We start from the raw sequence: 27,000 nt of genomic DNA on the forward strand, positions 1-27,000 counted from the left end.
TCAGTTGCAGTTTGCCGTAGTCGCTGTCCGGCCCGTCCGGGATAATCCGAGCGGGAATATCGCCCGGTAATTTTTGGGAGTGCGGGTAGACCGCCGGAACAAACGGCTTTTTGCCGGTAAAAATCCAATCTTCTTCAAACACGCGGGCCATTTGCTCCACCACCGGGCCTTCCACCAAAAAAGTGACGTCCTGCACCGGGTGCTTGGGGTTGCTTTTCAGTAAATCCTCGTGTGCGATATTCATTCCGCCAAAGACGGCTTTTTGTCCGTCCACCACTAAAATTTTGCGGTGGTTGCGCAAGTTTACAAACGGTAAATTAATGGGGCTTTTAGACGGTAAAAAGACGGCCGTTTCCAGCCCTTTTATTTTGCGGGCGGCGGCCATAATGTTGGGTTTGGAATAATTAAGCCCCACGCCGTCTACCAGCATTTTTACCCGGGCGCCGTTTTGGGCGGCTGTTTTTAAGGCGGTTAAAAACATTTGCCCGGCTTTATCGTTATTCAAAATATAACTGGCTAAAAGCACTTCTTTTTTAGCTTGCGCAATCAGGCGGCACATTTCGGGGTAGGCGTTATCCCCGTTGATGAGCGGCGTAATGCGGTTGCCGCGGGCAAAAAGCTGCGGGTGGACTTTGTGCCCCAGGCGGATTAACTGCCAAAAAGAGGGCGGGAATAATTTTTCCGCTTCCTGGGCTTCGCGCGCGGACAGTTTATACAAGGCCGGCCCGCTGTTGCGCAAATCCAACGCTTTGCGGTGGATACGGTTGATACCCAGCAGTACATAAATTACGGTGCCTACAAGCGGGGTAAGCCACACCAGGCCAATCCAACCGATAGTGCTGTGGACGTCTTCTTTATGTAAAAGGATGTGTACGGTCACGCAAATTTGCAAAATCAGGTACAGCGCACCGGCTATCCCCATAGAAGATAAATAAGTCATTTTCCCTCCTGCGCGGCGGAGTTTTGGCCGCTTTTCTTGCGGAAATTTGCTTTTTCCATGGGGCGTTTGCCTTTTACAAGCCGCGGGCCGTATAAATATTGGTCTTGCGTGCCTCCGTAAGATAACGCTTTCGGGCGCTCCGGCACTGTTGGGCGCGGCTTTTGGGCCTGCTCCTTTTTTTGGCGTTGCAGTTCGTTAAATGCTTTGTTGTCCGCCGCTATTTGGGCGGCAAAACTATCATAAGCGGCTTGGTCTTTCAGCACTTGTTTCAGGCGCTCTTGTTCAAAAATATAATAATGGGAAAACGGCTTTTCGGCGGGCGCGTTTTTTAGGAGGAATACGTCCAGGGTTTGCCCGGTTTTCAAATTTTGAAGGGCGGAACGCGCGGCCAGCGGAAACACTTTTTCAAACGCGCGGCGGCTGACGGCAATTTCCACCCCGTAAGTATCGCGCCACCGCAGTATGCCGGAAACACTGTCCGCCGCCGCCACAAAAGTTTGCGGCTCTTGGGCGTAAAATAAGAGTTGGCGGAAATCGGTTTCGTCCCCATAGCGCAGGGCGGTAAAGGTTTGGCGGTGCTTGCCTGTAAAGTTTTCCCGGCGGGCGGGCACCGTGGTTGCGGCGGATAAGACGGCGGACAAGGTTTTGCCTTTGAATTTTTTAGCCAACTCCCGCGCGGAGTATTGCCCCACGGATACAGATGGGCCCGCCGTGGCGGAGCCGTCCATTTCTATTACAATATCCGCTTTTTCTTGGGCGAAAAGGGAAACCCCCAATACCGCCGGCAAGCAAAGCATTACCAGTAATTTTTTCATGCGTTTTCGTCAAATTCCCAAGTGCTTAAATACCGCTCCCCGCTATCCGGCAGAATAACCACGATGTTTTTGGCGGCGTTCTGCGGTTTGCGGGCTTCTTGCAACGCGGCCCAAAGGGCGGCCCCGCCGCTGATTCCCGCCAGTAAGCCTTCTTTTTTAGCCAGTTCGCGGGCGGTTTTCCCGGCGTTTTCCGCCGTCACTTGCACGACTTCATCTATGAGCCGGGTATCTAAAATAGACGGAATAAACCCCGCCCCAATGCCTTGCAATTTGTGCGGCCCCGCCTTGCCGCCGGATAACACCGGCGAATCGGACGGCTCCACCGCTACTATGCGCAAATGCGGGTGCATTTGTTTGAGGGCGCGCCCGGTTCCCGTTAAAGTTCCCCCGGTGCCCACGCCGCAGACCAGTATGTCCACCTTGCCGTGCAAATCTTTATCAATTTCCTGCGCCGTTTGACGGTGCGCGGTGGGGTTATTGGGGTTGGTAAATTGGGACGGCATAAAAGCGCCTGTTTGGCGGCAGATGTTTTCCGCTTCTTGGATAGCGCCGTTCATACCGAGCGCCGGGTCTGTTAGTACCACGTTGGCCCCCAGCGCTTTTAAGATTTTAATGCGCTCCGGGCTCATGCTGGCAGGCATAGTAAGGGTAATGGTGTAGCCTTTGGCGGCGGCTAAAAACGCAAGCGCTATCCCGGTGTTGCCGCTGGTGGGCTCCACCAACGCGCCGCCCGGTTTTAACTGCCCGGCTTGTTCGGCCGCTTGCAACATGGCGGCGGCCGGGCGGTCTTTAATACTGTACGGATTGAACATCTCCAATTTGGCATACACGGCGGCCGGGCCGTTGTGCAAGCGGTTTAAGCGTAAAAGCGGCGTATTGCCGATAAGCTCTTCTAAATTATTGACCAGTGCCATCAGGTAAAACCCCTCTGTTTACAGTATAGCTCTTTGGCGCCCTTTTTACCGGGCGGGAAAAAAGGCTAGGGCCGCTAGACCAAAAAGCGGCGGATTACTTTGGCCGGGCTCCCGGCTACCACCGTTCCTTCTCCCACGTCCCGCGTGACGACGGCCCCCGCCGCCACAATGGCGTTATCGCCAATCCAAACACCGGGCAGAATAATGCACCCTCCGCCCAGCCAAACATTCTTGCCGATACGCACTTTTTGGGCAGATTCTAAGCCTTCCAGGCGTTTTTGCGGCAAAAGCGGGTGGGTGGCCGTATAAATTTGTACGTTAGGGCCGATGAGCGTATTATCGCCTATTTCCACTTTGGCGCAATCCAAAATGGTGCAGTTAAAATTGATAAATACATTTTTCCCGGTGTAAATTTGGGTGCCGTAATCACAAAAAAACGGCGGTTCCAAATGCAAATCCTGCGCGGCGTTAGGGAGCAGTTCGTGCAAAATTTGGGTGCGTTCGGCTTCGTCTTCCGGGTTGGACCGGTTGAGTTGCCAAAGCAGTTTGCGCGCGCGGAGGCGTTCTTGTTTTAGTTCCGGGTGGGCCGCGTTATAGGGGCGGCTTTCCAGCATATTTTGTTTTTCACTCATGGTATTATTGTAGCAATTCCTGTAAGATTTGCCTTTCTAATTAATTTTTGTTTACCGGGCGGTAGGTTTTTATGTATAAAATATGCTATTATTTGAGTATATCTTAATTTAATAAGGGGAATACACCGAATGAACAACGCAGTAAAAATTGTTTGTTTCACCCTGTTAGGTGCGGCGGTATTAAGCTGCAGCGCCTGCAAGGGCAAACAAGCCGGCGGGCAAATGCCTGCCCAAACGGTAAACGCCATAGAAGTTGTGCAGGCGGATTTGCCGTGGGATATTGAATACCCGGCCCAGGTTGCGGGCTCTTTGCAGGTAAATGTACGCGCGCAAGTGGGGGGGATTTTGCAATCCCGCCTGTTTGATGAGGGCGCGTATGTAAAAGAGGGGACACAACTTTTTCAAATTGATGATAAAGAATACAAAGCCGCGTTGGAACGCGCGCGCGGTTCTTTAGCGCAAGCGGAGGCGCAGGAACGCAGCACCCAGCGTGAGTACAACCGTATGAAAAAATTGTTGGCGGATAAAGCCGTCAGCCAAAAAAATTATGATGATGCCCTTTCCGCTTATGAAACCGCCCAAGCCAATGTGCAAGTGGCCAAAGCTGGCGTCACCACCGCTAAAATTAATTTTGACTATACCAAAGTAAAAGCGCCTATTTCCGGCATTATGGGTAAAGAAGCGCAATCCGTGGGCAGTTTGGTTTCCCCCACCGGGGAATCCGGCTTTTTGACCACCATGGTACAGGCCAACCCGTTGTGGGTAAATTTTTCTATGCCCGGCAGCCAGTTTGCTAAATTAGCCAGCGGTTATATGTCCGGCCAAATTGTGCTGGGGGATGAAAAAAAATCCTCGGCGGTGGACCCGGCCGAATACCGCAAAATGGCGGCCGAAAAAGCCCCCTTATATGTAGAAGCTATTTTGGCCAACGGAAAAGTGTATGCACAAAAAGGCAAAATTATTTTCTTTGACAGCACGGAAAACACCCAAACTTCCAGCTTGGCTATGCGTGCGGAATTTGCCAACCCCAAAAATGACCGCCAGTTAATGCCCGGCCAGTTTGTGCGCGTGCGCCTGGTGGGGGCTGTGTATAAAAATGCTATTTTGGTGCCGTCTTCCGCCGTACTCAACACGCCGGAAGGAATGTTGACCTATGTAGTGGACAGCAATAACACGGTGGCCGCCCGCCCGGTAAAAGGGGAACTCCAAAATAATATGTATATTATTTCCGAGGGTTTGAAACACGGCGAAAAAATTGTTTCCAACGGGCTTATTAAATTGAAACCCGGTATGCAAGTGACGGTCAACTTGCAAAAATTTACTCTCCCCGCCTCGGCTCAAACGGCACAGCCTGCCAGCCAGGACGGGCGCAGTGTAGCTTCTTTGGAAGCCACCATTGATAAGTCCGTTGCGCCGGATGCGCAAGCCTTGCCGAACGACCAGCAAGGTAAATAAGAGGGGCGTATGTTTTCCAAATTTTTTATTAACCGCCCTATTTTTTCAACGGTAATATCGCTCTTAATAGTGCTGTTTGGTATTGTGTCTATTACCATGCTGCCTATTGAGCAATACCCAGACCTTACCCCGCCTACGGTGCAAGTGTCCGCCAAATACCCGGGTGCCAGCCCGGAAGTAATTGCCGAAACGGTAGCCGCCCCTATTGAACAACAGGTAAACGGGGTGGAGGATATGTTGTATATGAACTCCACCTCTGCCTCCAACGGGGATATGAACCTGATTGTTTCTTTTAAGGTAGGTACGGACCCGGACCAGGCCATGATTAACGTAAACAACCGCGTGCAGGCTGCTACCAATACGTTGCCGGATGTAGTGCGCCAGTACGGGGTGACGGTGGAAAAGAAATCTTCTTCCATTTTGCAGTTAATCGCTTTTTATTCCCCGAACGGATATTCGGACACCACCACTATTGGGAACTACGCCTTATTAAACATTGTAGACGACTTAAAACGTATTGAAGGCGTGGGGGATTCCCAGGTGATGGCCGCCAACGACTACTCCATCCGTATTTGGATTAAGCCGGATGTGCTTTCCCAACGCGGCTTGTCCGTCAGTGATGTTATTTCCGCCGTCAAAGCGCAGAACGTACAGCGCTCGGCGGGTAAAATCGGCCAGCCGCCGCTTGCGGTATCGGTAGATAGGATGTACTCTATTGTGGCCCCCGGCCGCTTTACCAAACCGGAAGAATTTGGCGAGATTATTTTGCGCGCCAATGCGGACGGTACTTCGCTTAGACTCAAAGATGTGGCCCGCATTGAACTGGGCAGCCAGACGTATGAATTTAACGGCCGTTTTAACGGCAAGCCGGCGGTGCCGGTGGCGGTGTTCTTGTCCCCGGGGGCAAACGCGGTGGCTACGGCCAAAGCCGTGCAGGCCCGTCTGAAAGAATTGTCGGCCAACTTCCCGCCGGATATGGATATTGACTATACCGTGGCGTATGATACCACGCTGTTCGTGTCCGCTTCTATTAAAGAAGTGTTGCATACGTTAGCGGAAGCCATGATTTTGGTGTTCTTGGTGGTATATTTGTTCTTGAAAGACTGGCGCGCCACGCTGATTCCGTGCTTGGCGGTGCCGGTGTCCGTTATCGGCGCGTTTGCCGGGATGCTGGTGTTTGGTTTCTCTATTAATACGCTTACCCTGTTCGGGCTTGTGTTGGCTATCGGTATTGTGGTAGACGACGCTATTGTGGTTATTGAAAACGTGGAACGTATTATGCACGACGAACATCTGCCCGTCAAAGAAGCTACCATTAAAGCCATGGACGAAGTGTCCGGCCCGGTGGTGGCGATTGTACTGGTGCTTTGTTCCGTATTCGTGCCGGTGGCATTTATGGGCGGTTTAACCGGGGTGATGTACCAGCAGTTTGCTATTACGATTGCCGTGTCCGTGGTTATTTCCGGCTTGGTGGCGCTTACGCTGACCCCCGCCCTGTGCGCGTTGCTGTTGAGACACCAGGAAGCCCCCACCAAAGGTTTTTTCTATAAGTTTGACCGCTTTTTTGAAAAAATCACCGATAAATATACCGGGGTGGTAGGCTTTTTTGTCCGCCGGATTCCGGTGGCTATTCTTTGTGTGGTGCTTTTATTTTGCGGGGCTTTCGGCCTGTTTAAGATTGTGCCCGAAAGTTTACTGCCGGACGAAGACCAGGGTATGATTATGATTGGTACCCAGTTGGACCCGGCCACCTCGCTTTCCGGCAGTGAAGCCGTCGCTTCCGACCTGGAAAAAATCATTTTAGCCCAGCCGGCCGTCAAAGAAGAATTAACCTTTGCCGGGTACGACTTGCTCAGCAGTACCATGAAAAGCAACGGTATTGCCTCCTTCGTGCAGTTAAAACCGTGGGATGACCGCAAAGCCAAAAATCTGTCCTCTACCTCTTTGGTGGGCACGATTTATATGCTCTCCCGGGTTAAAATACCGGGGGCGTTGGTTATGCCGTTCAACCCGCCGGCCATTATGGGTATGAGTACCACCGGCGGTTTGGAAGGCTATGTGCAGAACCGCGGTTCCGGCGGGAGCAGTGCCTTGCAAGCGCAGGCCAATAAATTAATTGCCGCCGCCCAAAAGCGTAAAGAAATCGCCAGCGCCAGCACGACGTTTACTTCCGCCGTGCCGCAATATACGCTGGAAGTGGACGAAATTAAAGCGCAAAGTATGGGTGTTTCGCTGACGGAACTGTACACCACGTTGCAGGCTACCTTCGGTACCACTTATATTAACGACTTTACCTACTCCGGCCGCAGTTTTAAGGTAATGATGCAGGCCGATAGTGAATACCGCGCCCGCCCGGAACAAATTTCCGGCATTTACGCGCGCTCCACTACCGGGGCCATGGTGCCGCTTTCCGCCTTGGTTAAGCTGACGCCGTCTTTGGGGCCGGATATGGTGGAACGGTTTAACGTGTTCCAGGCCGCCAAAATTATTGCTAATCCGGCCAGCGGGTACAGCACCGGGGAAGCCATTAGCGCGTTGGAAGAAACCGCCAAAGAAGTATTGGACCCCAGCTTTACCTTGTCTTGGACGGGTACGACGTATCAGGAAAAAATTTCCGGTTCGTCTTCCACCTCTGCCTTGTTATTGGGTATGCTGGTGGTGTTCTTGATTTTGGCCGCCCAGTATGAAAAATGGAGCCTGCCGATTGCCGTATTGTTAGCCGTGCCGTTTGCGGTGTTCGGCGCGTTGGCGGGTACTTATATGCGCGGGCTTTCTAACGATATTTACTTCCAAATTGCGTTGGTGGCCCTGGTAGGGTTGGCCGCTAAAAACGCTATTTTGATTGTAGAGTTTGCGGTCTTGTTGAAAGAGCAGGGCTTGCCTGCCGCCAAAGCGGCTGTGCAAGCGGCGCGCTTGCGTTTCCGCCCGATTATTATGACGTCTTTGGCGTTCATTTTGGGTTGTGTGCCGCTCGCTATCAGCACCGGGGCCGGTGCGGCCAGCCGCCACTCTATCGGTACGGCTGTGGTGTTCGGTATGTTAGCCGCCACGTTAATTGCGCCGCTGTTTATCCCGTTGTTCTTCGTGCTGTTAGGCGGGCGCAGTGCTTCCCGTACGGATGCCGGCGTGACTACACCGCAGGATGATTTAGCCTTGCCGGAAGAAAAAACGGCGCAAGAGGAGGAAAAACATGAAATTTAATCAAATTTCTGCCTTGCTGGCGGCGTGTGTGCTGGCCGGCGGGTGCATGATGGGCCCCAATTACCGCAAACCGTTGGTGGATTTGCCGGAAGAAACCGCTTCCGCCGATTACAGCGTGTTTACCACGGTAAAATGGTGGGAAGCCTTTAATGACCCCATCTTAAACCAAATGGAAGAAGAAGCCTTGCAATATAACAAGGACCTTCGCCTTGCCATGGCCCGCGTGGACGAAGCCCGCGCCAATGTGGGTGTAGCGGTGGCAGACCAACTGCCCGGTTTAAGTGTGGCGGGTGAAACGGGCCGCGCCGGAAATGCGCGCGGCTCCGGGCAAACCCAAAGTACGGCCGGTGCGGTGGTATCCTTTGAGTTGGACTTGTGGGGCAAATACCGCCGTTTGAGCGAAGCGGCCCGGGCCCAGTTGCTCGCCAGTGAGGCCAACCGCGATAACGTGCGTTTGGCGCTTACGGCCAACGTGGCGCGCGGCTATTTTTCCTTGCGTGCATTGGATGAACAGCTGAATATTGCCACCCGCACGTTGCAAACCCGGCAGGAAAGCGTGCGCGTGTACCAAAGCCGTTATGAAAACGGCTACTGCACGGAAGTTGATTTGCGCCGCATTGAAGCCAGTATGGCCAGTGTGCAGGCCCAACAACAGGAATTGAAACTTTCCATAGAAAAAGCCGAAACGGCGCTGACCGTACTTTTGGGCCGCAGCCCCCGCGCCATGGTGCAAGACGGCGTGGAACGCGGGCAAAGTTTAGCCGCCATGACGTTAGTGCCGGACGTGCCGGAAGGGTTGCCTTCCGACTTGTTGGCCCGCCGGCCGGATGTGCGCCAGGCGGAAGGGCAATTAATGGCGGCCAATGCCAATATCGGCGCGGCGCGGGCGGCGTATTTCCCGTCTATTCCGCTGACGGCCTCGGCCGGATATGCCAGCGCGGCGCTCAACCAGTTGTTTACGGGCGGCCAGCAAGGCGTATGGGCGCTTACCGCTAAAGTGACCGGGCCTATTTTTGCGGGCGGCAAAATCCGCTCCCAAAACAAGGCGGTAAAAGCCAAATATGTGCAAATGTTGGCTACTTATGAAAAAACCGTCCAAGGGGCTTTTAAGGAAGCGTTAGACGCAATTGCCGCCAATAAAATCAACCGGGATGTGTTTGATTCTTACCAACAGCAAACCCGGGCCATGCGCCGCAGTTATGATTTAACTAAAAAGCAGGAAGAAGCGGGCCTGATTGACGTGACGGATTTGCTGAATGTGGAAAGCACTTTGCTCTCTGCCGAAATGAGCGAATCTTCCGCCCGGCTGAGCGAGCTTAATTCCGTCGTCACCTTATGCCAGGCATTAGGCGGCGGGTGGAACCAGAACGACGGTTTTTCTGCCCAAGAAAAAACCAAATAAACTTGTTTTTAGTTTACCGGCCCGGGGTGTTTCAAACGCCCCGGGTTTTTTATTGCCTGGAGCGGGTGCGTTATTTGCTACAATACCAATATGCAGAGCCCTATTCTTTGCCCGCTGGACGGGCGCTATGCTTCCACGGTTAAGCCTTTGGCCCTTTGCATGGGCGAGGCGGCCCTAACGCGCGCCCGCGTGCGTGCGGAGTGCATTTGGTTGGAAGTTTTATCCGGGCTGAATTTGCCGGGTTTAGCGCCGCTTTCCGCGCCGGAAAAACAACAGTTGGCGCGTTTGGCGGAGCTGACGGAACAAGATTTGCAGGCTATCCGCGCGTATGAGCAAACGGGGCGCAACGGCATTAAAGCCACCCGCCACGACGTAAAAGCCATAGAATATTTTTTGAAAGAAAAACTGGCGGCTACCCCCTTGAAAAACCGCGCGGAGTGGCTCCACTTTGCGCTGACGAGCGAAGACATTAACAGCGCCGCTTACGCCGTTTTGTTGGCGGACGGCCTGGAGCGGGTTTTACTGCCCGCGTTGGAAAATTTGCGCCGCCGGTTAGCGGCTTTGGCGCGGCGGGAAGCCGCGGCCCCTTTGTTGGCGCGTACGCACGGCCAAGCGGCCGTTCCCACTACGTTCGGTAAAGAAGTGCGCGTGTTTGAAAGCCGCCTTTCGGAACAATTAAATCAATTAAAAAAACGGCAAATATCGTTTAAGTTCAGCGGAGCCGTGGGCAATTACAACGCCCATTATGCGGCCTTTAGCCAAATAAATTGGCCGCGCGTTTCCGCCCGGGTGGCCGCCGCCTTAAACCGCGGGCGCAAAATTAAATTGTATTTAAGCCCGCTTTCTACCCAAATAGATAACCGGGATTCTTATGCGGAGCTGTTTGATAACCTGCGCCGGATTCACCTTATTTTACTGGGCCTGTGCCAGGATTTTTGGCGCTACATCAGCGACGGCCTTTTGCGACAAAAAGCCGTAGCGGGCGAGGTGGGGTCTTCCACCATGCCGCAAAAAATTAATCCCATTCATTTTGAAAATGCCGAGGGTAATTTGCAGTTATCGGACGCGCTTTTTACGTTTTTTTCCGCCAAGTTGCCGCTTTCCCGCTTACAGCGGGATTTGTCCGATTCCACCGTTCTGCGTAATATGGGCGTAGCGTTCGGTTATGCGTTGGTGGCGTATACCTCTTTGGCGGAGGGGTTGGAAAGAGTATCTTTCAACCGGGCATTGGCTAAAGCGCAGTTGGCCCGACACCCGGAAGTATTGGCGGAGGGCATCCAAACCATTTTGCGCGCGGCGGGGCAGGAAAAACCGTATGAGCAATTAAAAGCGCTTACCCGCGGGCGCGCCATTACGCAGGAAGATTTGCAGGTATTTATAGAAAATTTACAAGTAGAACCCGTGATTAAAAATAAACTGCGGGCGCTGAACGTATTTAATTATACGGGGCTGGCCGTGCAACGGGCAAGGGGGAAATAAGCATGATAGATATTGTATGCGGCGGGCAAGCCGGAGATGAAGGAAAGGGGAAAATTTCGGCCTATTTGTCGTATAAAGGCTCTTACGCCTATTGTGTGCGCGTGGGCGGCCCGAATGCCGGGCATACCGTGGTGCAAAACGGCACTTCTTACACGTTAAAAAATATACCGTCCGGTTTCTTAAATCCGGCCACCAAATTAGTGTTGGGGGCCGGGGCCTATACCAAAACGGAGTGGTTATTAAAAGAGTTGGAAGTGACCGGCACGGCGGAGCGGTTGATTATTGACCCGCATGCCGTGTTAATTACCGAGGAAGAAACCGCCCGGGAGCGGGGAGCCGCACACTTTATGAGCCATATTGGCAGTGTGGGCACCGGGCTGGGGCAGGCGGTGAAAGACCGCATTGAACGGCGCAACGTAAAATTTGCCAAAGACGAACCGCTGTTAAAAGAGTTCATCCAAGACGTGCCGGAACTGCTCAACAAAGCCTTGGACCGCGGGGAAGATATCCTGCTGGAAGGCACCCAGGGGATTAAACTTTCTTTATTGCATGGGGAATATCCGTTCGTCACGTCGCGCGATACCACGGCCGCTACTTTTTTGGGCGAAGCCGGGTTAGGCCCCAAGAGCGTGCGGGATGTGTATGTAGTGTTTAAGCCGTATATCACCCGCGTGGGCCCCGGGCCGCTAGCGCATGAAATGACCGACGAAAAAGAGCTGGAAATTTACCATACCAAAGGGCACGAAATTGGCAGTGTTTCCAAGCGGTTGCGGCGTATCGGCGCGTTTGAAAAAACGTCCGCTTCCCGCGCGATTATGATTAACAACTGCACCAAAATTGCCATTACGCATATAGATATGTTTGCCGGGAATGACCGCGTAAAAAAGTACGAAGATTTCACCCCCCAGGCCAAGGCATTTTTGGAAGATTTGAAAGCGCTGTCCCGCGAGGTTTACCCGCACCCGGAAATTGCCCTTATTTCCACCGGGCCGGATATGGAAGATACTTTAGTGTTGTAAAGGATAAGGCCGGGGCCGCAAGCTCCGGCTTTTATTTTCGGCCGGGCGGGCGTTGAAAAATTTTCGCGCGAAAGTTATAATAAAAACAGCAGGGGTTTTAGGGGGAATTTTATGAAAAATATTGTGTTTGATTTGGGCGGCGTGCTGATTGATTGGAACCCGCGGTATTTATACCGTAAAATTTTTTCTTCCACGGAAGAAATGGATTGGTTCTTAAACCATATTTGTACGAGTGAATGGAACTCCCGGCAGGATGCGGGGCGGCCGTTTGCGGTAGGGCAGGCGGAATTAAAGGCCAAATATCCGCGTTATTCGGCCCAAATTGATGATTATTTTTTGCGGTGGGAAGAAATGCTGGGCGGGCTTATTAAAGGCTCGGTGGAAATCTTAAAAGAATTGTACGATAAAGGCTACCGCCTGTATGCGCTTTCCAACTGGTCGGCCGAAACACTGCCGTTGGCGCAAGAGCGGTATAATTTTTTCCCATTATTTAGTGGTATGGTTATTTCCGGGCAGGAAAAAACCATCAAGCCGGACCCCGGTTTGTATAAAATTTTACTCTCCCGCTACCAACTGGACCCGGCCGAAACTTTGTTTATAGACGACCATTCCGAAAACACCATCGCCGCCGCCAAACTGGGTATGAAAACGATAGATTTTGTTTCCCCGCTCCAGTTGCGCGAAGAACTGACCAAACGCGGCATTTTATAAAACCCGTACACATAAAAAGGCCCCGGTTTTTGCCCGGGGCTTTTTGCGTAAGGTATGCGGCTAAACGGTTGGCGCTTTGGTGATGACGGTTTCCATAACGCGGTGGCGGCGGAATTTGCGCGGCGTCACGCATAGGCCGTCTGTTGTAATTTTATCTTCTTTTTGTATGGGGCGGCCTAACTTTTGCTCCGTCCATTTTTCTACGGAAATTTTAGCCAACTGCCCCGGCACCGGCATATTGAGCGCACTGTAAACATCGGCCATATTGGCGGCGGCGCTGGCAATTACGCCGTTGCCGAACGGGCGGATATAGGCGGTAAAAAAATCGTATTCGTCTTCAATTTCGCCCACCATTTCTTCAAAAATATCTTCCAGGGTAAGAATCCCGGTAATTTGGTTTTTATCCGTCACCAAACAAATATGTTGGTGGGTTTTAATCAGTTTTTCAAGCGCGGTGGAAATAAGCGTATCGGCCGATAAGCTGATGATGGGCCGCACAATGGAACGCGCACTGGTGGGTTGCCCGGCAGATACTTTGGTAGCTTGGAAAATATCCTTAAAATTAAGATACCCGATAATGCTTTGCACGTTATTGGGGTCTTCGCACACGGGGAAGCGGGTGTGCATATCCATGTGTGCTTTTATGTAAGTATCGGCAATAGAATCGTTAGCATACAAAATATATACTTGTTCCAAAGGTACTTGTATTTCGCGTATACTGCGTATGCAAAACAGCGCACTGGACATTACTATTTTTTCCTCCGCCTTGCCGAACAAGCGCGAGGACGAAGCAATAGCTACCGCGGTGCGTAAATCGGCAATGGCCGCTTTTTGGGCTTCGCGCGGGTCTTGTTCTTGTTGGAAAGATTTTTTCGTAAAAAATTTTACAATCGCTTCCATAATGCGCACAATGGGGAACAACACCGCATACATCACGCGCATAGCGGGGGAAAGTTGAAGCACCACCCATTCTTTATTTTTAATGGCAAAGGTTTTGGGGGTCAGCTCCGCAAACACAATGGTAATAAAACTAAGCGGCAACACGACAAACGCCATGGATAATAGGTTCGCCAGGCGTTTGGGCAGGGCGAACCACTCCTGCAATTTGGGGGCGAAGGCTTCGTCTGCACTGGCCCCGCCGCAGGCCGCCGCAATCGCGCCCACCAGCGTAATGCCGATTTGCACCACGGCCAAACTGCCCTCCATGTGGTCTTTCATAAACAGGGCGGAATCGGCCCCGGCTTTTTTTTCTTGCGCTAAAATGGAAAGTTTCGTGCGCGAAACGGACGCTAACGCCATTTCATACGCGGCTAACAGCGCGTTTAAGGCTAACATTAAAAGAATAATCAGTATCGTCATACTTATAGTCTAGCAAAAAGGGTTTTGCTGTACAAAATAAGCTCTTAACCCGGTTGACCGGCGGCGCAGATAAATTATACAGTATATACTACACCCCCCGGGGGGTATTAACTATGGAACAAAAGCAAACATTTTTTATTACAGGTATGACATGCGCCGCCTGTGCCGCCCATGTGGAGCAGGCGGCCCAGGGCGTGCCGGGCGTAAAAACGGCGGCAGTGAATTTACTTCAGAACAAGTTGGCGGTGACGGTGACGGAGGATTTTAACGCGCAAGCCTTACACCACGCCATAGCGGCCGCCGGATACGGCGTAGCGGCCCCGGCCAAGCGGGCGGGCGCGCGGGAGGAAATTTCCCTTAAAAAGCGGTTTTGGCTCAGCGTGGCTTTTTTACTGCCGCTTTTGTATGTTTCTATGGGCCCCATGTGGGGCATAGTTCCCGCCCAAGTGGTGCAAAACCCGGCTGTTTTTGCCGGGGTGCAGTTTATGCTTGCGCTCCCGGTGCTGTGGCTCAACCGCGCTTTTTTTACGCGCGGGGGAAAACTGCTGGTAGCGGGCGCGCCCAATATGGATAGTTTGGTGGCTTTGGGCTCCGGCGCGGCGTTTATTTCCGGCGTGTGGACGTTGGTGCAAATTTTGCAAAGGGGGCAATCTTTACAATCGTTATATTTTGAATCTTCCGCCATGATTTTAACGCTGGTCACCCTGGGCAAATGGTTGGAAGCGCGCGCCAAAGGCAAAACAACGGCGGCGGTGGCGGCGTTAGTGTCGCTTGTGCCACAAGAAGCCCTGCGGCTTGAAAACGGTAAGGAAGTGCGCATCCCGGCGGAACAGGTGCGGCCGGAGGACAGACTAGTGGTGCGCGCCGGAAGCCGCATAGCGGCGGACGGCGTGGTAGTCAGCGGTTCGGGCGCGGTGGACGAGTCCGCCTTGACCGGGGAAAGCGTGCCTGTGGAAAAAGCACCCGGGGCGCGCGTGGCGGCGGGCACGGTCAATACCGCGGGTTATTTTGAAATGCGCGCCTTGCATACCGGGGCCGATACCGCGTTAGCCGCCATTATTAAACTGGTGGAAGATGCCAACACTTCCAAAGCGCCCATTGCCCGCCTGGCCGATAAAGTAAGTGCGGTTTTTGTGCCGGTGGTATTGGGGTTGGCCCTTTGCACGTTGGCCGGTTGGTTGGTAGCCGGAGCCTCGTTTGAGGTGGCTTTACAGCGTTTTATTGCGGTACTGGTGATTGCGTGCCCCTGTGCGTTGGGGTTGGCTACTCCAACGGCTATTATGGTGGGTACGGGCGTGGGGGCGCGGCGCGGCATTTTAATCAAATCGGCGGCGGCGTTGGAGCGCGCCGGGCGGGTTTCCTGCGTGGTGTTTGATAAAACCGGCACATTGACGGAAAACACCCCGCAAGTGACGGACGTTGCCTTGGCCCCCGGGGAAATGCCCGGCCGTTTTTGGCAAGTGTGCGCCAGTGTGGAAAGCCCATCCCAACATCCGTTTGCGCAAGCGGTGGTGAGTGCGGCGGCCCGGCAAGGGGAAAAGCCTGCCCCGGTGGAACAGTTTGAAATTATCCCCGGCGGCGGAGTGCGCGCCCGGCAGAACGGCCGTTGGATTTTTGGCGCGAGTGAGGTGTTTGCGGCCCGGCAGGCAACATTACCCCCGGCGCTCAAAACACAGGCCGACACTTGGGCCGGGCAAGGCAAAACGCCTTTTTGGATAGGGGAAGAAACGCGCATTTTGGGCGTGCTTGCCTTATCCGCCCCGTTGCGCCCGTCTGCCCGGGAAGCCGTGCAAATTTTGCAACAAATGGGCCTGAAAGTCTGTTTGTTGACGGGGGATAACGCGCGCACGGCGCACGCGGTGGCCCAACAAGCCGCCATTCAAACGGTTTATGCCGGGGTTCTTCCGCAAGGGAAGGAAGAAATCCTGCGCCGCTTGCAACACCAAGGGGAAACGGTGGCTATGGTGGGGGATGGCATTAATGATGCCCCGGCCTTGGCGCGGGCTGATGTAGGTTTGGCGGTGGCGGCCGGGACGGACGTTGCGTTGGAATCGGCCGATATTGTACTGGTGCGCGGGGATTTGCGCGCCGTGCCAGCCGCGTTGCAATTAAGCCGGGCGGTACTAGGCAATATCCGGCAAAATTTGTTTTGGGCATTTTTTTATAACGTGCTGGGTATTCCGTTGGCCGCCGGGGTGTTTTACCCGTTGTGCGGTTGGCAGTTAAACCCCATGTTTGCGGCGGCGGCCATGAGTGCCAGCTCCGTATTTGTGCTTTCAAACGCGTTGCGTTTGCGGTTTTTTAAGCCGGTTTTTTATCCGGCGGGAGAAAAAAATATGCAGAAAATAATGAAAGTAGACGGTATGATGTGTATGCATTGCGCCGGGCGGGTGGAAAACGCCCTGACGGCTTTAGACGGTGTGAAAGCGGTTAAAGTGAATTTATCCGCCAAACAAGTGACTATTACCCTCGTGCGCGAAGTGCCGGACGACGCCTTAAAAGAGGCGGTGGAAAAAGCCGGCTACCGCGTGGAAGAAATCGCCTAAGGAGCCTGTATGCAAGCGGACCCTAAAAAAATTACGCGTTTATTAAAAACCGCCCGCGGGCAGGTGGACGGCGTATTAAAAATGGTGGAAGAAAACCGCTACTGCGTGGATATTGTCAACCAACTGTTAGCGGCCGAGGCGGTTTTGCGCCGCGCCCATTGTGAAGTTTTGCGCGCGCATTTGGCGCATTGTGTGGCAGATTCTATCGGCCCGGCCGGGCAAGAAAAAACGGCCGAAATGATGGATATAATTGATAAAATATCCAAATAAGGGGTATTTTTTACTAAGGATTTGACTATGCAAAATTACGGTTTTATCAAGGTAGCGGCGGCTATACCCGCCTTAAAAGTAGCCGCCTGTGCGTATAACGCGCAAGAAATGGAAAAATTAATCCGCCAGGCGGCCGGGGCCGGGGTGCGGGTGGTGGTATTCCCGGAGTTAAGTTTAACGGGATACACTTGCGGAGATTTGTTTTTACAGCCGGCATTAATCCGGGCGGCGGAAGCGGCCTTGGCGGATTTGCTCCAACGCACCGCCGCGGAAGATATTGTTTTTATTGCCGGGTGCCCGGTGGCCGCGGGCAGTGCGCTTCTCAACGCGGCTGTGGTGTGCTACCAAGGGAAAATCTGCGGCGTAGTGCCCAAAACCTGCTTGCCGAATTATAAAGAATTTTACGAAAAACGCTGGTTTGTATCTGCCGAGGATTGGCAAGGCGGCGAGGTCACTTTGTGCGGGCAGTGCGTGCGTGCGGGGGCGGATTTGTTGTTCCAAGCGTCCGGCGCCGTGTTTGGGGTGGAAGTGTGCGAGGATTTATGGTCTTGCATACCGCCTAGTTCGCAAGCCGCGTTGCAAGGGGCGGAAATTATTTTCAACCTGTCCGCGTCCGATTCTTTAGCCGGTAAAAGCCGTTATTTGCGCAGTTTGGTGGCCCAGCAATCGGCCCGCGGTTTGTGTGCGTATGTATACACCTCCGGCGGGTTTGGGGAGTCGTCTACCGATTTAACCTTTGGCGGCAACGCCCTTATTTACGAGGACGGCGCCTTTCTGGCCGAGGCCCGGCGTTATAGCTTGGAGCCCCAATTAATTGTCAGTGAAATAGATGTGGAAGCGTTGCGCACGGAGCGCCGCGCGAACACTACTTTCGCTACGGACTCCGCCCACGCCACCCTAGAGCCGTATGAGGTGGTGGATTGCGGGCAAGCCCCGGCGGCGGGAGTCGCGCTGACGCGCCCGGTTTCCCGCACGCCGTTTATTGCGCAAGGGGCACAGTTGGACGAAAACTGCCAAGAGGTGTTGGAAATCCAATCTTTAGGGTTAGCCAAACGCCTGGCCCATACCGGGGCCAAAAAGGCGGTAATCGGGGTGTCCGGCGGGTTGGACTCCACCCTGGCGCTGTTGGTTTGCGTGCGCGCTTTTGATAAATTGGGCCTTTCCCGCAGTGGCATTATCGGGGTGACTATGCCCGGCTTCGGCACCACGGGCCGCACTTATCAAAATGCGTTGGCCCTTATGAACGCATTAAAAATAACCGTGCGGGAAATTTCCATTAAAGAAGCGTGCTTGCAACATTTTAAGGATATTTCCCACCCGGCGGACACGCACGACATCACTTACGAAAACGCCCAAGCGCGCGAGCGCACCCAAGTATTAATGGATGTGGCTAACCAAACCGGCGGCCTGGTGATTGGCACCGGGGATTTATCGGAATTGGCCCTGGGGTGGGCTACCTATAACGGGGACCAGATGTCTATGTACGGGGTGAATGCCAGCGTGCCTAAAACGCTGGTCAAGCATTTGGTAAAATGGGTGGCCGCGCAGGAAGAAGAAAGCGTGCGCAAACTGCTTTTAGATATTGCCGATACGCCTATCAGCCCGGAGTTGTTGCCCGCGGACAGCGCAGGTAAAATTTCCCAAAAGACGGAAGATTTAGTCGGCCCGTATGAGTTGCATGATTTTTATTTGTACCACTTCTTGCGGCGCGGATTTAGCCCGGCTAAAATTTATTTTTTGGCCTGCTATGCGTTCCGGGGGGAGTATGCGCCGGAGGTTATTAAAAAATGGCTGGTCACTTTTATCCGGCGCTTTTTTGCCCAGCAGTTTAAGCGCTCCTGTATGCCGGACGGCCCGAAAGTGGGCTCGGTATCCCTCTCCCCGCGCGGGGATTGGCGTATGCCCAGTGATGCGTGCAGCCAAGTATGGTTGCAAGAGGCAGAAAACTTATAATAACTCCAAAGGCCGCCGCAAGCGGCCTTTTTTATGGGATTTTGAAAAACCCCGGGGCCTTATAAAAAGCTCCGGGGTTGATAGCGTTTTTGGCGGTTAGTCTTTTAAGAAACTCTTGCCGTATTTCAGCGGCTCCAAACCAAAGAAGTCCGCCGCCGTTTGGCCCAGGTCCGCATACGTGTCGCGCCCGCCCAAAAAAGCGGGTTTTACCTGCGGGCCGAACATAATTACAGGCACGTGTTCGCGGGTGTGGTCGGTACCTTTGTAAGTCGGGTCGCAACCGTGGTCGGCCGTAATAAATACAATATCGTTGGGCCCCAACAGCGCGGCCAGTTCCGGCAGGCGGGTATCAAAGTATTCCAGCCCGGTGGCGTAGCCTTCCACGTCGCGGCGGTGGCCCCACGCCATATCAAAATCCACAAAGTTGGTAAAAATCAAACTGCCGGGCGCGGCATTTTTTACTTCTGCCAACGTGGTGTCCCACAGTTCGGTGAGTCCGCTTGCTTTTACCGCGCGAGTAATGCCTTGTTTAGCAAAAATGTCCGAAATTTTACCCACGGAAATAACCTGCCCGCCCGCATTTTTGATGGCATCTAACAGCGTGGGCATAGGCGGCGTGACGGAATAGTCGTGCCGGTTTTTGGTGCGCTTAAATTCGCCCGGTTTTTCGCCTTCAAACGGGCGCGCAATCACGCGGGCGATATTGTAAGGCTTTACATATTTGAAAGCAATTTCGCACACTTTGTATAAGCGGTCCAGCCCAAAATGTTTTTCGTGCGCGGCAATTTGAAAAACGCTGTCGGCGGAGGTGTAGCAAATCGGTTTCCCGGTTTTGATGTGTTCTTCGCCCAGTTCATCTATAATGGCGGTGCCGGAGGCGGCTTTGTCGCCCAGAATACCGGGCAGGCCGGCTTCTTTACAAATTTTTTCTATCAGTTCCGGCGGGAAAGAGGGGTAATCCGGCTTGAAATAGCCCCAATCAAACTGAACGGGACAGCCTGCCATTTCCCAATGGCCGGAGGAGGTGTCTTTGCCGTGGCTAATTTCCCGCATGAAACCGTATTTGGACGGTAAACTCACGAGTGCCGGCCCTTGCGCTCCGGCGGCGGGTGCTTTGCCGGCGGATGCTTCGGCCGCTTTGAATAACCCGAGCGCGGCTAAATTGGGCAAATTTAAGTGCCCGCGCGCTTCGGCAATATGGCCCAGCGTGTCGGCCCCTTGGTCGTCAAACTTGGCGGCATCTTCCGCCCCGCCGATACCAAAGGAATCCATCATTAAAATAACGGCTTTACCTTGTTTGTTCATGCAACGCCTCCCAATGATAAAAGTTTCCTTTATTATAGCTTTATTTGCGGGCAAAAACATCTAATATATATTGCCTTTTGAAAGGGACGTGTTATTAATGATATGATTTGAAAAAGGGGGCTGACTATGAATAAAGCTTACGAAAATATGCGTAATTTTTGGTTAGATGTAAAAAATTTGGAAAACCGCAAAGGCATTATGGAACTGGGCGCGGATAAAATTTCCGTAGCCGGGGTGGAAATGCCGGTGCCGGACGGAAACCAAACCAAATATTTGTTGGTGGCTACCAACTCGCTGGGGGATTGCAGTTTGTATTTTGAAAATAACAGCAAAAGCGGTTTGGGCGGAATGATTGGCGGCCACGGGGACGAAAAAATGCAAACCGTTGCCGCGCACATGTTGGCGCACGCCAGCAAATTAACCGCGCAGATGAGCGCAGACGAAAAATTGCCTGTTCCGGCGGCGGGGTGCGTGCGGTTGTTTGCCGTAGCCAAAAATAAAATTTTCCACATAGAATTGCCGGAAGCGGAGGCGCGCAACACGCAAAATCCGTTCTATCCTATGTTTGCCTATTCCCAACAGTTGCTTGGCTCTTTCCGCGCGCAGGCACAGGAACATCCCGCCCATTGTTAGGAGGTTTTTTATGAAGCCGGAAAAATGGCGTGAATTTAAGCGGCGCTACCCGTGGCTCGGCGGGGCGGCGGTAGCGGTATTGTGCCTGCTGTTTTTGGTGGCGGCGGGTGCGTTTTATATGGCCAATTTGCACGCAGTTTTGAAAAAAGAAATCCGCGCCGGCCTGGTGGAAGTGGCCCGGCAGGGGGTCAAAATTCTGCAAACGCAAATAGCGGGGGACGAAAACTCGCTTAAATCCATGGCTACGGCTATTGCGGGGTACCGCACGCTGGATGAAAAACGCATTTTGCGCCTGGTGCAAGAAGAAGCCGCCAATAACTCTTTTAAGCGTTTGGCGTTTGTGCGCCCCAACGGCATAGCCGTTATGAGTGACGAGCGCATTATGGATATTTCGCAAGAAGATACGTTTAAGGCTTCCATGCAGGGGCAAAAAGCGCTTTCTAACCGGTTTCAAGATGCGGCCGACGGTAAAGATATTATCGTGCAAACGGTGCCGATTTTCAAAAAAGGCAAAGTAGTGGCGGTGTTGGCGGCGGCGCGCACCTTGGCGGAATATGCGCAAATGCTGTCCGTTTCCACCTTTGGCGGCATGGGGTACAATGTAATTGTGCGCGCCAATGGGGATAGAGTGATTAACTCCACCAACCAAACGGCCGTGCAATCGTTAGAAAATATTTTTGAAAACTCCACCGATATTTTTTGGAGCAAAGGCACCCGGCCGGAACAAGTCCGCGCGGATATGCAGGCGGGAAAAACCTTTGTGGTGGCGGTTTCCACCCGGCAGGGCGGGCCGCTTTATGCCAGTTTCGCCCCGGTGGGGATTAACGATTGGTATATGGTTTCTTTAGTGCCGGCGCGTTTTGTCCACGCCACGGCGGCCCGGCTTTTGCGGCTGACGCTGGCTTATGGGGTGTTTGGGCTTATTTTGGTGGCCGCGTTGTTTTATTACGGCGTGCGTACGCGCCAATCCGGCCGTGAAGCCCTGGACCGTGTGGCCCACCGGGACCCGATTACAGGCTTTGATAATTGGGCCAAAAAATCGGCCCGGGCGCAGGAGCTTTTACAAAACAACCCCGCCCAAGCGTATGCGATGGTAAGTTTGGATGTGGACCGTTTCCAGGTAATTACGCATTTGTACGGGGTGCAGGCGGGGGATGATTTATTGCGCAGAATTGCGCGCGTTTTGGATAGCCGTTTGCAGGAGGGGGAGGAGTTTTCCCGCGTGGATGCGGACCGTTTCCAACTGTTGCTTAAATATACCGATGACGGCCAAATGCGCAACCGCTTACAGCTGATGAGCGAAGAAATTACCGCCTTGCCCCCGGGTCAAAAAGAGCCGTACAGCGTGATGCTTTCCTTTGGCGTGTATGTGATAGCGGACAGAACCTTGCCGCTGGCGGAAATGCTCAACCGTTCTTTAATGGCGTGCTACACGGTAAAAAACAGCGTGGAAGTGGTGGCCTTTTTTACAGAGGCCATGTTAGACCAAATCAATTTTGAAAAAAAGTTGGAAGACGGCATGGCGCGCGCTTTCAAACAAGGGGAATTGGTGGCGCGTTTCCTGCCGGTAAAAGATTTGCAAACCGGCAAAATCGTCTGCGCTTGCGCGCGCGTATTTTGGAATCACCCGGAATACGGCGTGTTGCCCGGCTATGCGTTCCGCGCTATTTTTGAGCGTACGGGGGTGGCGCGGCAGGTGGATAAATTCCTGTTGGAAGAATCGTTTAAGCTGTTGGCAAAAACGGCGGATATAGAGGTGGTTTCCGTGGTTCTTTCCCCCTTGCACGCGTACAACCCGTATTATGCGGCGGAATTGAAAAAAACGGCCCAAAAATATCACGTTGCGCCCGGGCGGCTGGAGTTGGATATGGCGTTGGAAATCCCGGGGCATAAGCCGCATTTTTTTATCAGCCTGGCCCAAACCTTAAAAAAGGAAGGCTTTTTGGTGGGGGTTCACCGCTTTGGGGAAGGCACCGGTATATTTGAGTTTCTCTCGCGCGTGCGGACCGATTGGCTGAAAGTGTGGTTCGGCTCCGCCGCCGCAGGCCACGGGTACGAGCGGGAAAGCCGGCTGTTGGCCTCCCTGCCGCAGTTGGCGCAGACCTTGCGAACGGAAATAGAAATGGACGGCGTGCAAACGCAAGAACAAGCACAGCGCCTACAAAAGGCCGGGTTTAAGTTTATTTCCGGCCCGGTAAACGGCCCCGCATTATCGGCCGAAGAATTATTGGCTTTACTGGCTAAAGAATAAAAATGCACACGGGGGACAAACCAAAAGTTTGTCCCCCGTGTGCGATTAAACCGTTCCGCGTGCCTGTTAGATAATAATCAGGCGGATAGCCATAATTACCAGTATCAGCCCCGCAATAAATTCAAAGCGTTTGCTGGTAATCATTTGCGTATTTTTGCTCCCCAAGTGGAACCCCAATAACGTAAATCCGAAAGAAATGGCCATTAAAATTAAAATTTGCGGGAACCATCCCTTTTGCATGGTATCCAAAGCAAAACCCACCAAAAACGAATTCATGCCAATCAGGGCGGATACCTTTACCAATTTGCGGTTGTTTTCGGTATCCAAATCCGTAAAACTGGGGGATTTTTCAATAGATTCCAACATAAATTTAATGCCCAGCAGTAAAACAAAGGCAAAAGCCACCCAGTTTTGCGCCAGATAGATAAAGTCATTAAAAAAGAGGGTGCTTAACAAGTAGCCAAACCCAAATAACAGCGCGTTAAACGCCGTAAAAAAGAGGGCTACTTTAATGGAAAACACATTTTTGTTTTCCGGTTTCATCTTCATAGCGGACATATTGGCCGACACCATATTGTCCACGCAAATACACAAAAAAATAATTGTCACGGCGATAATGCCCATGCTACGCTCCTTACTACTGTATTAACTGCCAAATTCTACCAAATGCCCAGCCCGCCCAGCAAGAGTTTTGTTCCAATCCCCGCTAAAGCAACGCCTCCCAGCGCTTCCATTATTTTACCAAACCGCCGCCCCAACTGCGCCCCCAGCCAAAACCCGGTGCAACTGGTGCCGAATACACAAACAGTTAGCGTAAGTATAGTCAGCCAGAACGGCGCGTCAGTTAAAGATAGCGCCACGCCCACAAGCAGGGCGTCCAAACTGGTGGCCACGGCCAGCGCCAAAATGGTTTTAGCGGTATTCAAACGGCACAGGGCGGAGGCTTCTTCGTCGTCTTTCTTTCCAAAAGCGCCGCACACCATACGCACCCCAATAAATACCAGTACGGCAAACGCTATCCAGTGGTCAAAGCGGTCTATCCACCGCCCGAGCTGTTCCCCGCAGAACCACCCCGCGGCAAACATCACAAAATGCGCCGTTGCAAAAGCCGCGCTTACGCCCCATACCGTGCGGGCGCGCAGGCGGCAGTGTTCGGCACAGCCGGCCGCAATCGTGACGGCAAAATTATCCATAGATAAACTCAACGCTACTAACAGGCCGGATAATATTAGCATATACATTATCATAACATTTTTTATAAGATAGAATGATATAGGAACCAACGCTATGGAAACATTAAAAGAACTGTATAAAATTGGCATGGGGCCCTCCAGCAGCCACACCATGGGCCCCCGCAAAGCGGCGGATGCGTTTAATAAACAATATCCCGAAGCAAGGGCATTTCGGGCCGTCTTGTACGGCTCTTTGGCGGCTACCGGCAAAGGCCACTTGACCGATTTTACCATTAAAGAAGCCTTTGACCCCAAACCCGTAGAAATTGTATGGGAAGAAAAAACCTTTTTGCCCCGCCACCCCAACGCCCTGCGCCTGCAAGCGTTGGACCAAGCCAACCATATTATAGCGGAACATTTGGTATATAGCGTGGGCGGCGGAGCCATCCGCGACGATAAAGACTTCAACCACCCGCCCAAAAGCGTTTATCCGCATAAATCCATGGCGGAAATTTTGGATTATACCGCCGATAAAGGCATGCTTCTGTGGGAATATGTGGAAGAATTTGAAGGCCCGGAAATTTGGGATTATTTGGCCCAAATTTGGCAGACCATGCAAAACACCATGCAGAGCGGCCTGGCCAAGCGCGGCGTGTTGCCGGGCTCGCTCAATTTGGAGCGCAAAGCCCGCCGCTATTTATATAAGGCGGAAAATTCCCCGCAATACTTACGCCGGATGAACAATCTGTTTGCGTATGCACTGGCCTGTTCCGAAGAAAACGCCGCCGGCGGGCAAGTGGTCACCGCGCCTACTTGCGGCTCTTGCGGGGTGTTGCCGGCCGTGTTGCGGCTGATTAAAGAAATTTGCGCCTTTGAAGACATCACCATTTTACACGCGTTGGCCACGGCCAGTTTGTTTGGCAATATGGCTAAAATGAACGCCTCTATTTCCGGCGCGGAAGTGGGCTGCCAGGGGGAAGTTGGCGTGGCCTGTGCCATGGCCGCCGCCGCCACCTGCCAGTTGGAGGGGGGCGATAACCAGCGGATTGCCTACGCCGCCGAAATGGGCTTGGAACACCATTTGGGCCTGACCTGTGACCCGGTGGACGGATTGGTGCAAATCCCTTGTATAGAGCGCAACGCGCTGGCGGCTTCCCGCGCGCTGGATTGTGCCACTTATGCGCTGATGTCGGACGGACACCACCGCGTTTCTTACGACGACGTTTTGGCTACCATGATGCAAACCGGGCACGATATGAAAACCGAATACCGCGAAACGGCGCACGGGGGGCTGGCTCGTTTTTTCAAAAAAAAGTATTATACTTTGAAAGAGAAGGCTATTAGGCACCCCAAAGAGGGGGATAAGTAGCCGGGGGGTAAAATGAAAGTATTGGATGCTATTTTTAAGCGGCGCAGTGTGCGCCATTATACCAACCAAGCTATCCGCTCGGAGGATATTACCCGGTTGTTGCAGGCGGCTATGGCCGCGCCTACCGCGCGTAATTGCCAAGAGTGGGAGTTTGTAGTGGTGCGGGATAAAGCCATGTTCAAAAAAATAATGGCGGTACATCCGTATTCCAAAATGTTGGCGGAAGCGGATTGTGCAATTGTGGTTTGCGGCAATACAAAGCGCGAAATGGCCCCCGGTTATTGGCAGGCCGATTGCGGTGCCGCTACCCAAAATATATTGCTGGCCGCCACCGCATTGGGCATTGGCAGTGTGTGGTTGGGGGTGTACCCTAACGAAGAACGCATGGAAGCGGTTTCCCGGCTGTTAAATCTGCCGGAGTATGTAAAGCCGCTTAATATAATCTCGCTGGGAATGCCGGCCGAAAAATTGGCGGAAGTGAACCGTTTTGACCCGGCAAAAATACATTACGAATTATGGTAAAAGCTAACTTGAATAAACAACTTATCGTATGCACTTTATTGGGTTGCGCGGCCGCTTTCGGCGTGCAACCTGCCCAGGCGGCAGAGGTGCAAGACCTGGCCCGGGCCGAAGAAGCCCGCTATGCATCGGTGGATGCCTGTTATTTGGCCCCGGAAGCCGTGGATGTAAAAGCATTCCGCGCGGCGTACAGAGATGTGGAAGATAAGCAGGAATGGCTGACGCTGGTGGATACAAAATATTCCTTGTCTGCTAAATACAAGCCGCACGATTTAACCGGCTCCGGCCGTATTTTACTGCGCAAAGAAGCCATGGCCCAAATGGAAAAAATGCAAGAGGCCGCCCGCAAAGACGGCGTCATCCTGCGGCCTATTTCCACCTACCGCTCTTATGAATATCAGGCGGGGCTGCTGCGCCGGACCAAAAATCCGTCCTATGTGGCGGCTCCGGGCCACTCCCAACACCAATTAGGCACCGCCATTGATTTTAACACCGTGGACCCGGCGGACGAAAACATCCCCGCGTTAAAGTGGTTGCGTAAACACGCCGGAGAATACGGATTCAGCTTGTCCTTCCCCAAAGGGCAGGAAGCGGAAACCGGATACCCGTATGAGGCGTGGCATTACCGCTACATTACCAAAGAGGGGGTTTATCTGCAAGATACCTTTTTTGGCGGTAGCCAACACAAAATGCTGAGGTTTTTACAAATGTGCTTGTGGCCGGCGGAAGAACGGGTGCTGGCACAAAATCAGGTGCGCCAAAGCCTGCGCCATTTGCCCGCCCCGCAAACGGCGGCGCCTACTAAATAGTGGGGCAACGCCCGACGTTGCCTGGTTTGCATGGCGCGCCCTTGCGGAACGCGCGTCCGGTGGAATTGGTGCGTTTGGGGCGTGCCCTGGGGGGTGCGTGAGCGCTTGGAATTGCGTGCCCCGGCCGGATTTTTGTGCCCGGCGGCGGCAGATTTTATAAGGGATTGTTTGTTGGTTCAGCCGGGTTTGCAAAAAGCGCGGCGGAAAGTTTTTTTGGCAGAAACGCCCGAAAATTAGTATAATAAC

Annotated in this window: 22 protein-coding genes; 14 read left to right on the top strand and 8 right to left on the bottom strand. The window is 52.9% G+C overall.

Annotated elements, in window-relative coordinates; genetic code table 11:
* The 4 genes from ACQY18_RS02085 to ACQY18_RS02100 form a co-directional block, all read right to left on the bottom strand.
* Positions 1-940: phospholipase D-like domain-containing protein (locus tag ACQY18_RS02085; RefSeq protein WP_428038655.1), on the bottom strand; the 940-nt coding region annotated here is incomplete at its 3' end.
* A complete protein-coding gene (locus ACQY18_RS02090; RefSeq protein ID WP_428038656.1) occupies positions 937-1,755 on the bottom strand; it encodes a hypothetical protein in 819 nt (272 codons plus the stop codon). The genes ACQY18_RS02090 and ACQY18_RS02085, both read right to left, overlap by 4 nt.
* Complete coding sequence (cysK, locus tag ACQY18_RS02095; RefSeq protein WP_428038657.1) at positions 1,752-2,669, bottom strand: cysteine synthase A; 918 nt, start codon at positions 2,667-2,669, stop codon at positions 1,752-1,754. Before cysK ends, ACQY18_RS02090 begins: the two co-directional genes overlap by 4 nt.
* A 74-nt stretch (positions 2,670-2,743) precedes the next feature.
* Positions 2,744-3,301 (bottom strand): sugar O-acetyltransferase, encoded by a 558-nt coding sequence (locus ACQY18_RS02100; RefSeq protein ID WP_428038658.1) that lies wholly within the window; start codon positions 3,299-3,301, stop codon positions 2,744-2,746.
* Between the two features lie 129 nt (positions 3,302-3,430).
* Here ACQY18_RS02100 and ACQY18_RS02105 point away from each other — a divergent pair, with 129 nt between their 5' ends.
* The 6 genes from ACQY18_RS02105 (at position 3,431) to ACQY18_RS02130 (ending at position 12,568) form a co-directional block, all read left to right on the top strand.
* Positions 3,431-4,756 carry an efflux RND transporter periplasmic adaptor subunit gene (locus ACQY18_RS02105; protein ID WP_428038659.1) on the top strand — a complete coding sequence of 442 codons (1,326 nt, stop codon included), beginning with the start codon at positions 3,431-3,433 and terminating at the stop codon, positions 4,754-4,756.
* Between the two features lie 9 nt (positions 4,757-4,765).
* Positions 4,766-7,957, top strand: coding sequence for an efflux RND transporter permease subunit (locus tag ACQY18_RS02110; protein ID WP_428038660.1), 3,192 nt, complete (start codon positions 4,766-4,768; stop codon positions 7,955-7,957).
* Positions 7,947-9,359 carry an efflux transporter outer membrane subunit gene (locus ACQY18_RS02115; RefSeq protein WP_428038661.1) on the top strand — a complete coding sequence of 471 codons (1,413 nt, stop codon included), beginning with the start codon at positions 7,947-7,949 and terminating at the stop codon, positions 9,357-9,359. Before ACQY18_RS02110 ends, ACQY18_RS02115 begins: the two co-directional genes overlap by 11 nt.
* Positions 9,360-9,449: 90 nt before the next feature.
* The gene (purB, locus tag ACQY18_RS02120; protein WP_428038662.1) at positions 9,450-10,838 is read left to right on the top strand and encodes an adenylosuccinate lyase; all 1,389 of its coding nucleotides are present in this window, start codon (positions 9,450-9,452) and stop codon (positions 10,836-10,838) included.
* A 2-nt stretch (positions 10,839-10,840) separates the two neighbouring features.
* Positions 10,841-11,857 carry an adenylosuccinate synthetase gene (locus ACQY18_RS02125; RefSeq protein WP_428038663.1) on the top strand — a complete coding sequence of 339 codons (1,017 nt, stop codon included), beginning with the start codon at positions 10,841-10,843 and terminating at the stop codon, positions 11,855-11,857.
* Positions 11,858-11,968: 111 nt separating this feature from the next.
* On the top strand, positions 11,969-12,568 hold the full coding sequence (locus ACQY18_RS02130) for an HAD-IA family hydrolase (protein ID WP_176777556.1): 600 nt from the start codon (positions 11,969-11,971) through the stop codon (positions 12,566-12,568).
* Between the two features lie 60 nt (positions 12,569-12,628).
* Here ACQY18_RS02130 and ACQY18_RS02135 read toward each other — a convergent pair whose 3' ends face one another.
* Positions 12,629-13,927 (bottom strand): hemolysin family protein, encoded by a 1,299-nt coding sequence (locus ACQY18_RS02135; protein WP_428038664.1) that lies wholly within the window; start codon positions 13,925-13,927, stop codon positions 12,629-12,631.
* A 113-nt stretch (positions 13,928-14,040) separates the two neighbouring features.
* Between ACQY18_RS02135 and ACQY18_RS02140 the strand changes: the two genes are divergently transcribed.
* Genes ACQY18_RS02140 through ACQY18_RS02150 form a run of 3 tightly spaced genes read left to right on the top strand, consistent with a single transcriptional unit; the run spans position 14,041 to position 18,696 of the window.
* On the top strand, positions 14,041-16,473 hold the full coding sequence (locus ACQY18_RS02140) for a heavy metal translocating P-type ATPase (protein ID WP_428038665.1): 2,433 nt from the start codon (positions 14,041-14,043) through the stop codon (positions 16,471-16,473).
* 9 nt (positions 16,474-16,482) lie between these two features.
* Complete coding sequence (locus tag ACQY18_RS02145; RefSeq protein ID WP_176777553.1) at positions 16,483-16,743, top strand: metal-sensing transcriptional repressor; 261 nt, start codon at positions 16,483-16,485, stop codon at positions 16,741-16,743.
* A gap of 27 nt (positions 16,744-16,770) precedes the next feature.
* Positions 16,771-18,696, top strand: coding sequence for an NAD(+) synthase (locus ACQY18_RS02150; protein WP_428038666.1), 1,926 nt, complete (start codon positions 16,771-16,773; stop codon positions 18,694-18,696).
* Positions 18,697-18,792: 96 nt separating this feature from the next.
* On the opposite strand, the gene ACQY18_RS02155 is transcribed toward ACQY18_RS02150, so the two are convergent.
* On the bottom strand, positions 18,793-20,001 hold the full coding sequence (locus tag ACQY18_RS02155) for a phosphopentomutase (RefSeq protein ID WP_428038667.1): 1,209 nt from the start codon (positions 19,999-20,001) through the stop codon (positions 18,793-18,795).
* Between the two features lie 126 nt (positions 20,002-20,127).
* Here ACQY18_RS02155 and ACQY18_RS02160 point away from each other — a divergent pair, with 126 nt between their 5' ends.
* On the top strand, positions 20,128-20,634 hold the full coding sequence (locus tag ACQY18_RS02160; RefSeq protein ID WP_428038668.1) for a hypothetical protein: 507 nt from the start codon (positions 20,128-20,130) through the stop codon (positions 20,632-20,634).
* 10 nt (positions 20,635-20,644) lie between these two features.
* The gene (locus ACQY18_RS02165) at positions 20,645-22,885 is read left to right on the top strand and encodes an EAL domain-containing protein (RefSeq protein ID WP_428038669.1); all 2,241 of its coding nucleotides are present in this window, start codon (positions 20,645-20,647) and stop codon (positions 22,883-22,885) included.
* A gap of 66 nt (positions 22,886-22,951) precedes the next feature.
* On the opposite strand, the gene ACQY18_RS02170 is transcribed toward ACQY18_RS02165, so the two are convergent.
* Both ACQY18_RS02170 and ACQY18_RS02175 read right to left on the bottom strand, forming a co-directional pair.
* A complete protein-coding gene (locus ACQY18_RS02170; RefSeq protein WP_428038670.1) occupies positions 22,952-23,509 on the bottom strand; it encodes a manganese efflux pump in 558 nt (185 codons plus the stop codon).
* A 35-nt stretch (positions 23,510-23,544) separates the two neighbouring features.
* A complete protein-coding gene (locus ACQY18_RS02175; RefSeq protein ID WP_428038671.1) occupies positions 23,545-24,120 on the bottom strand; it encodes a manganese efflux pump MntP family protein in 576 nt (191 codons plus the stop codon).
* Between the two features lie 52 nt (positions 24,121-24,172).
* Between ACQY18_RS02175 and ACQY18_RS02180 the strand changes: the two genes are divergently transcribed.
* From ACQY18_RS02180 to ACQY18_RS02190, 3 genes are read left to right on the top strand one after another with little or no spacing between them, the layout of a single operon-like run.
* A complete protein-coding gene (locus ACQY18_RS02180) occupies positions 24,173-25,426 on the top strand; it encodes an L-serine ammonia-lyase (protein WP_428038672.1) in 1,254 nt (417 codons plus the stop codon).
* A 12-nt stretch (positions 25,427-25,438) separates the two neighbouring features.
* The gene (locus ACQY18_RS02185) at positions 25,439-25,948 is read left to right on the top strand and encodes a nitroreductase family protein (RefSeq protein WP_428038673.1); all 510 of its coding nucleotides are present in this window, start codon (positions 25,439-25,441) and stop codon (positions 25,946-25,948) included.
* Positions 25,942-26,754 carry a M15 family metallopeptidase gene (locus tag ACQY18_RS02190; protein WP_428038674.1) on the top strand — a complete coding sequence of 271 codons (813 nt, stop codon included), beginning with the start codon at positions 25,942-25,944 and terminating at the stop codon, positions 26,752-26,754. The genes ACQY18_RS02185 and ACQY18_RS02190 overlap by 7 nt, the downstream gene beginning before the upstream one ends.
* Positions 26,755-27,000 lie beyond the last annotated feature (246 nt).

Origin of the sequence: Candidatus Avelusimicrobium faecicola (assembly GCA_900540405.1) — a bacterium.
Lineage (GTDB): Bacteria > Elusimicrobiota > Elusimicrobia > Elusimicrobiales > Elusimicrobiaceae > Avelusimicrobium > Avelusimicrobium faecicola.

What these genes read in the sequence shown, in the direction of transcription:
- ACQY18_RS02105 (WP_428038659.1), top strand. Translation starts at nt 3,431, where the DNA reads ATGAACAACGCAGTAAAAATTGTTTGTTTCACCCTGTTAGGTGCGGCG.
- ACQY18_RS02100 (WP_428038658.1), bottom strand. Translation starts at nt 3,301, where the DNA reads ATGAGTGAAAAACAAAATATGCTGGAAAGCCGCCCCTATAACGCGGCC.
- ACQY18_RS02190 (WP_428038674.1), top strand. Translation starts at nt 25,942, where the DNA reads ATGGTAAAAGCTAACTTGAATAAACAACTTATCGTATGCACTTTATTG.
- ACQY18_RS02180 (WP_428038672.1), top strand. Translation starts at nt 24,173, where the DNA reads ATGGAAACATTAAAAGAACTGTATAAAATTGGCATGGGGCCCTCCAGC.
- ACQY18_RS02110 (WP_428038660.1), top strand. Translation starts at nt 4,766, where the DNA reads ATGTTTTCCAAATTTTTTATTAACCGCCCTATTTTTTCAACGGTAATA.
- ACQY18_RS02125 (WP_428038663.1), top strand. Translation starts at nt 10,841, where the DNA reads ATGATAGATATTGTATGCGGCGGGCAAGCCGGAGATGAAGGAAAGGGG.
- ACQY18_RS02150 (WP_428038666.1), top strand. Translation starts at nt 16,771, where the DNA reads ATGCAAAATTACGGTTTTATCAAGGTAGCGGCGGCTATACCCGCCTTA.
- ACQY18_RS02165 (WP_428038669.1), top strand. Translation starts at nt 20,645, where the DNA reads ATGAAGCCGGAAAAATGGCGTGAATTTAAGCGGCGCTACCCGTGGCTC.
- ACQY18_RS02175 (WP_428038671.1), bottom strand. Translation starts at nt 24,120, where the DNA reads ATGCTAATATTATCCGGCCTGTTAGTAGCGTTGAGTTTATCTATGGAT.
- ACQY18_RS02130 (WP_176777556.1), top strand. Translation starts at nt 11,969, where the DNA reads ATGAAAAATATTGTGTTTGATTTGGGCGGCGTGCTGATTGATTGGAAC.
- ACQY18_RS02185 (WP_428038673.1), top strand. Translation starts at nt 25,439, where the DNA reads ATGAAAGTATTGGATGCTATTTTTAAGCGGCGCAGTGTGCGCCATTAT.
- ACQY18_RS02135 (WP_428038664.1), bottom strand. Translation starts at nt 13,927, where the DNA reads ATGACGATACTGATTATTCTTTTAATGTTAGCCTTAAACGCGCTGTTA.
- ACQY18_RS02170 (WP_428038670.1), bottom strand. Translation starts at nt 23,509, where the DNA reads ATGGGCATTATCGCCGTGACAATTATTTTTTTGTGTATTTGCGTGGAC.
- ACQY18_RS02115 (WP_428038661.1), top strand. Translation starts at nt 7,947, where the DNA reads ATGAAATTTAATCAAATTTCTGCCTTGCTGGCGGCGTGTGTGCTGGCC.
- purB (WP_428038662.1), top strand. Translation starts at nt 9,450, where the DNA reads ATGCAGAGCCCTATTCTTTGCCCGCTGGACGGGCGCTATGCTTCCACG.
- cysK (WP_428038657.1), bottom strand. Translation starts at nt 2,669, where the DNA reads ATGGCACTGGTCAATAATTTAGAAGAGCTTATCGGCAATACGCCGCTT.
- ACQY18_RS02145 (WP_176777553.1), top strand. Translation starts at nt 16,483, where the DNA reads ATGCAAGCGGACCCTAAAAAAATTACGCGTTTATTAAAAACCGCCCGC.
- ACQY18_RS02090 (WP_428038656.1), bottom strand. Translation starts at nt 1,755, where the DNA reads ATGAAAAAATTACTGGTAATGCTTTGCTTGCCGGCGGTATTGGGGGTT.
- ACQY18_RS02160 (WP_428038668.1), top strand. Translation starts at nt 20,128, where the DNA reads ATGAATAAAGCTTACGAAAATATGCGTAATTTTTGGTTAGATGTAAAA.
- ACQY18_RS02155 (WP_428038667.1), bottom strand. Translation starts at nt 20,001, where the DNA reads ATGAACAAACAAGGTAAAGCCGTTATTTTAATGATGGATTCCTTTGGT.
- ACQY18_RS02140 (WP_428038665.1), top strand. Translation starts at nt 14,041, where the DNA reads ATGGAACAAAAGCAAACATTTTTTATTACAGGTATGACATGCGCCGCC.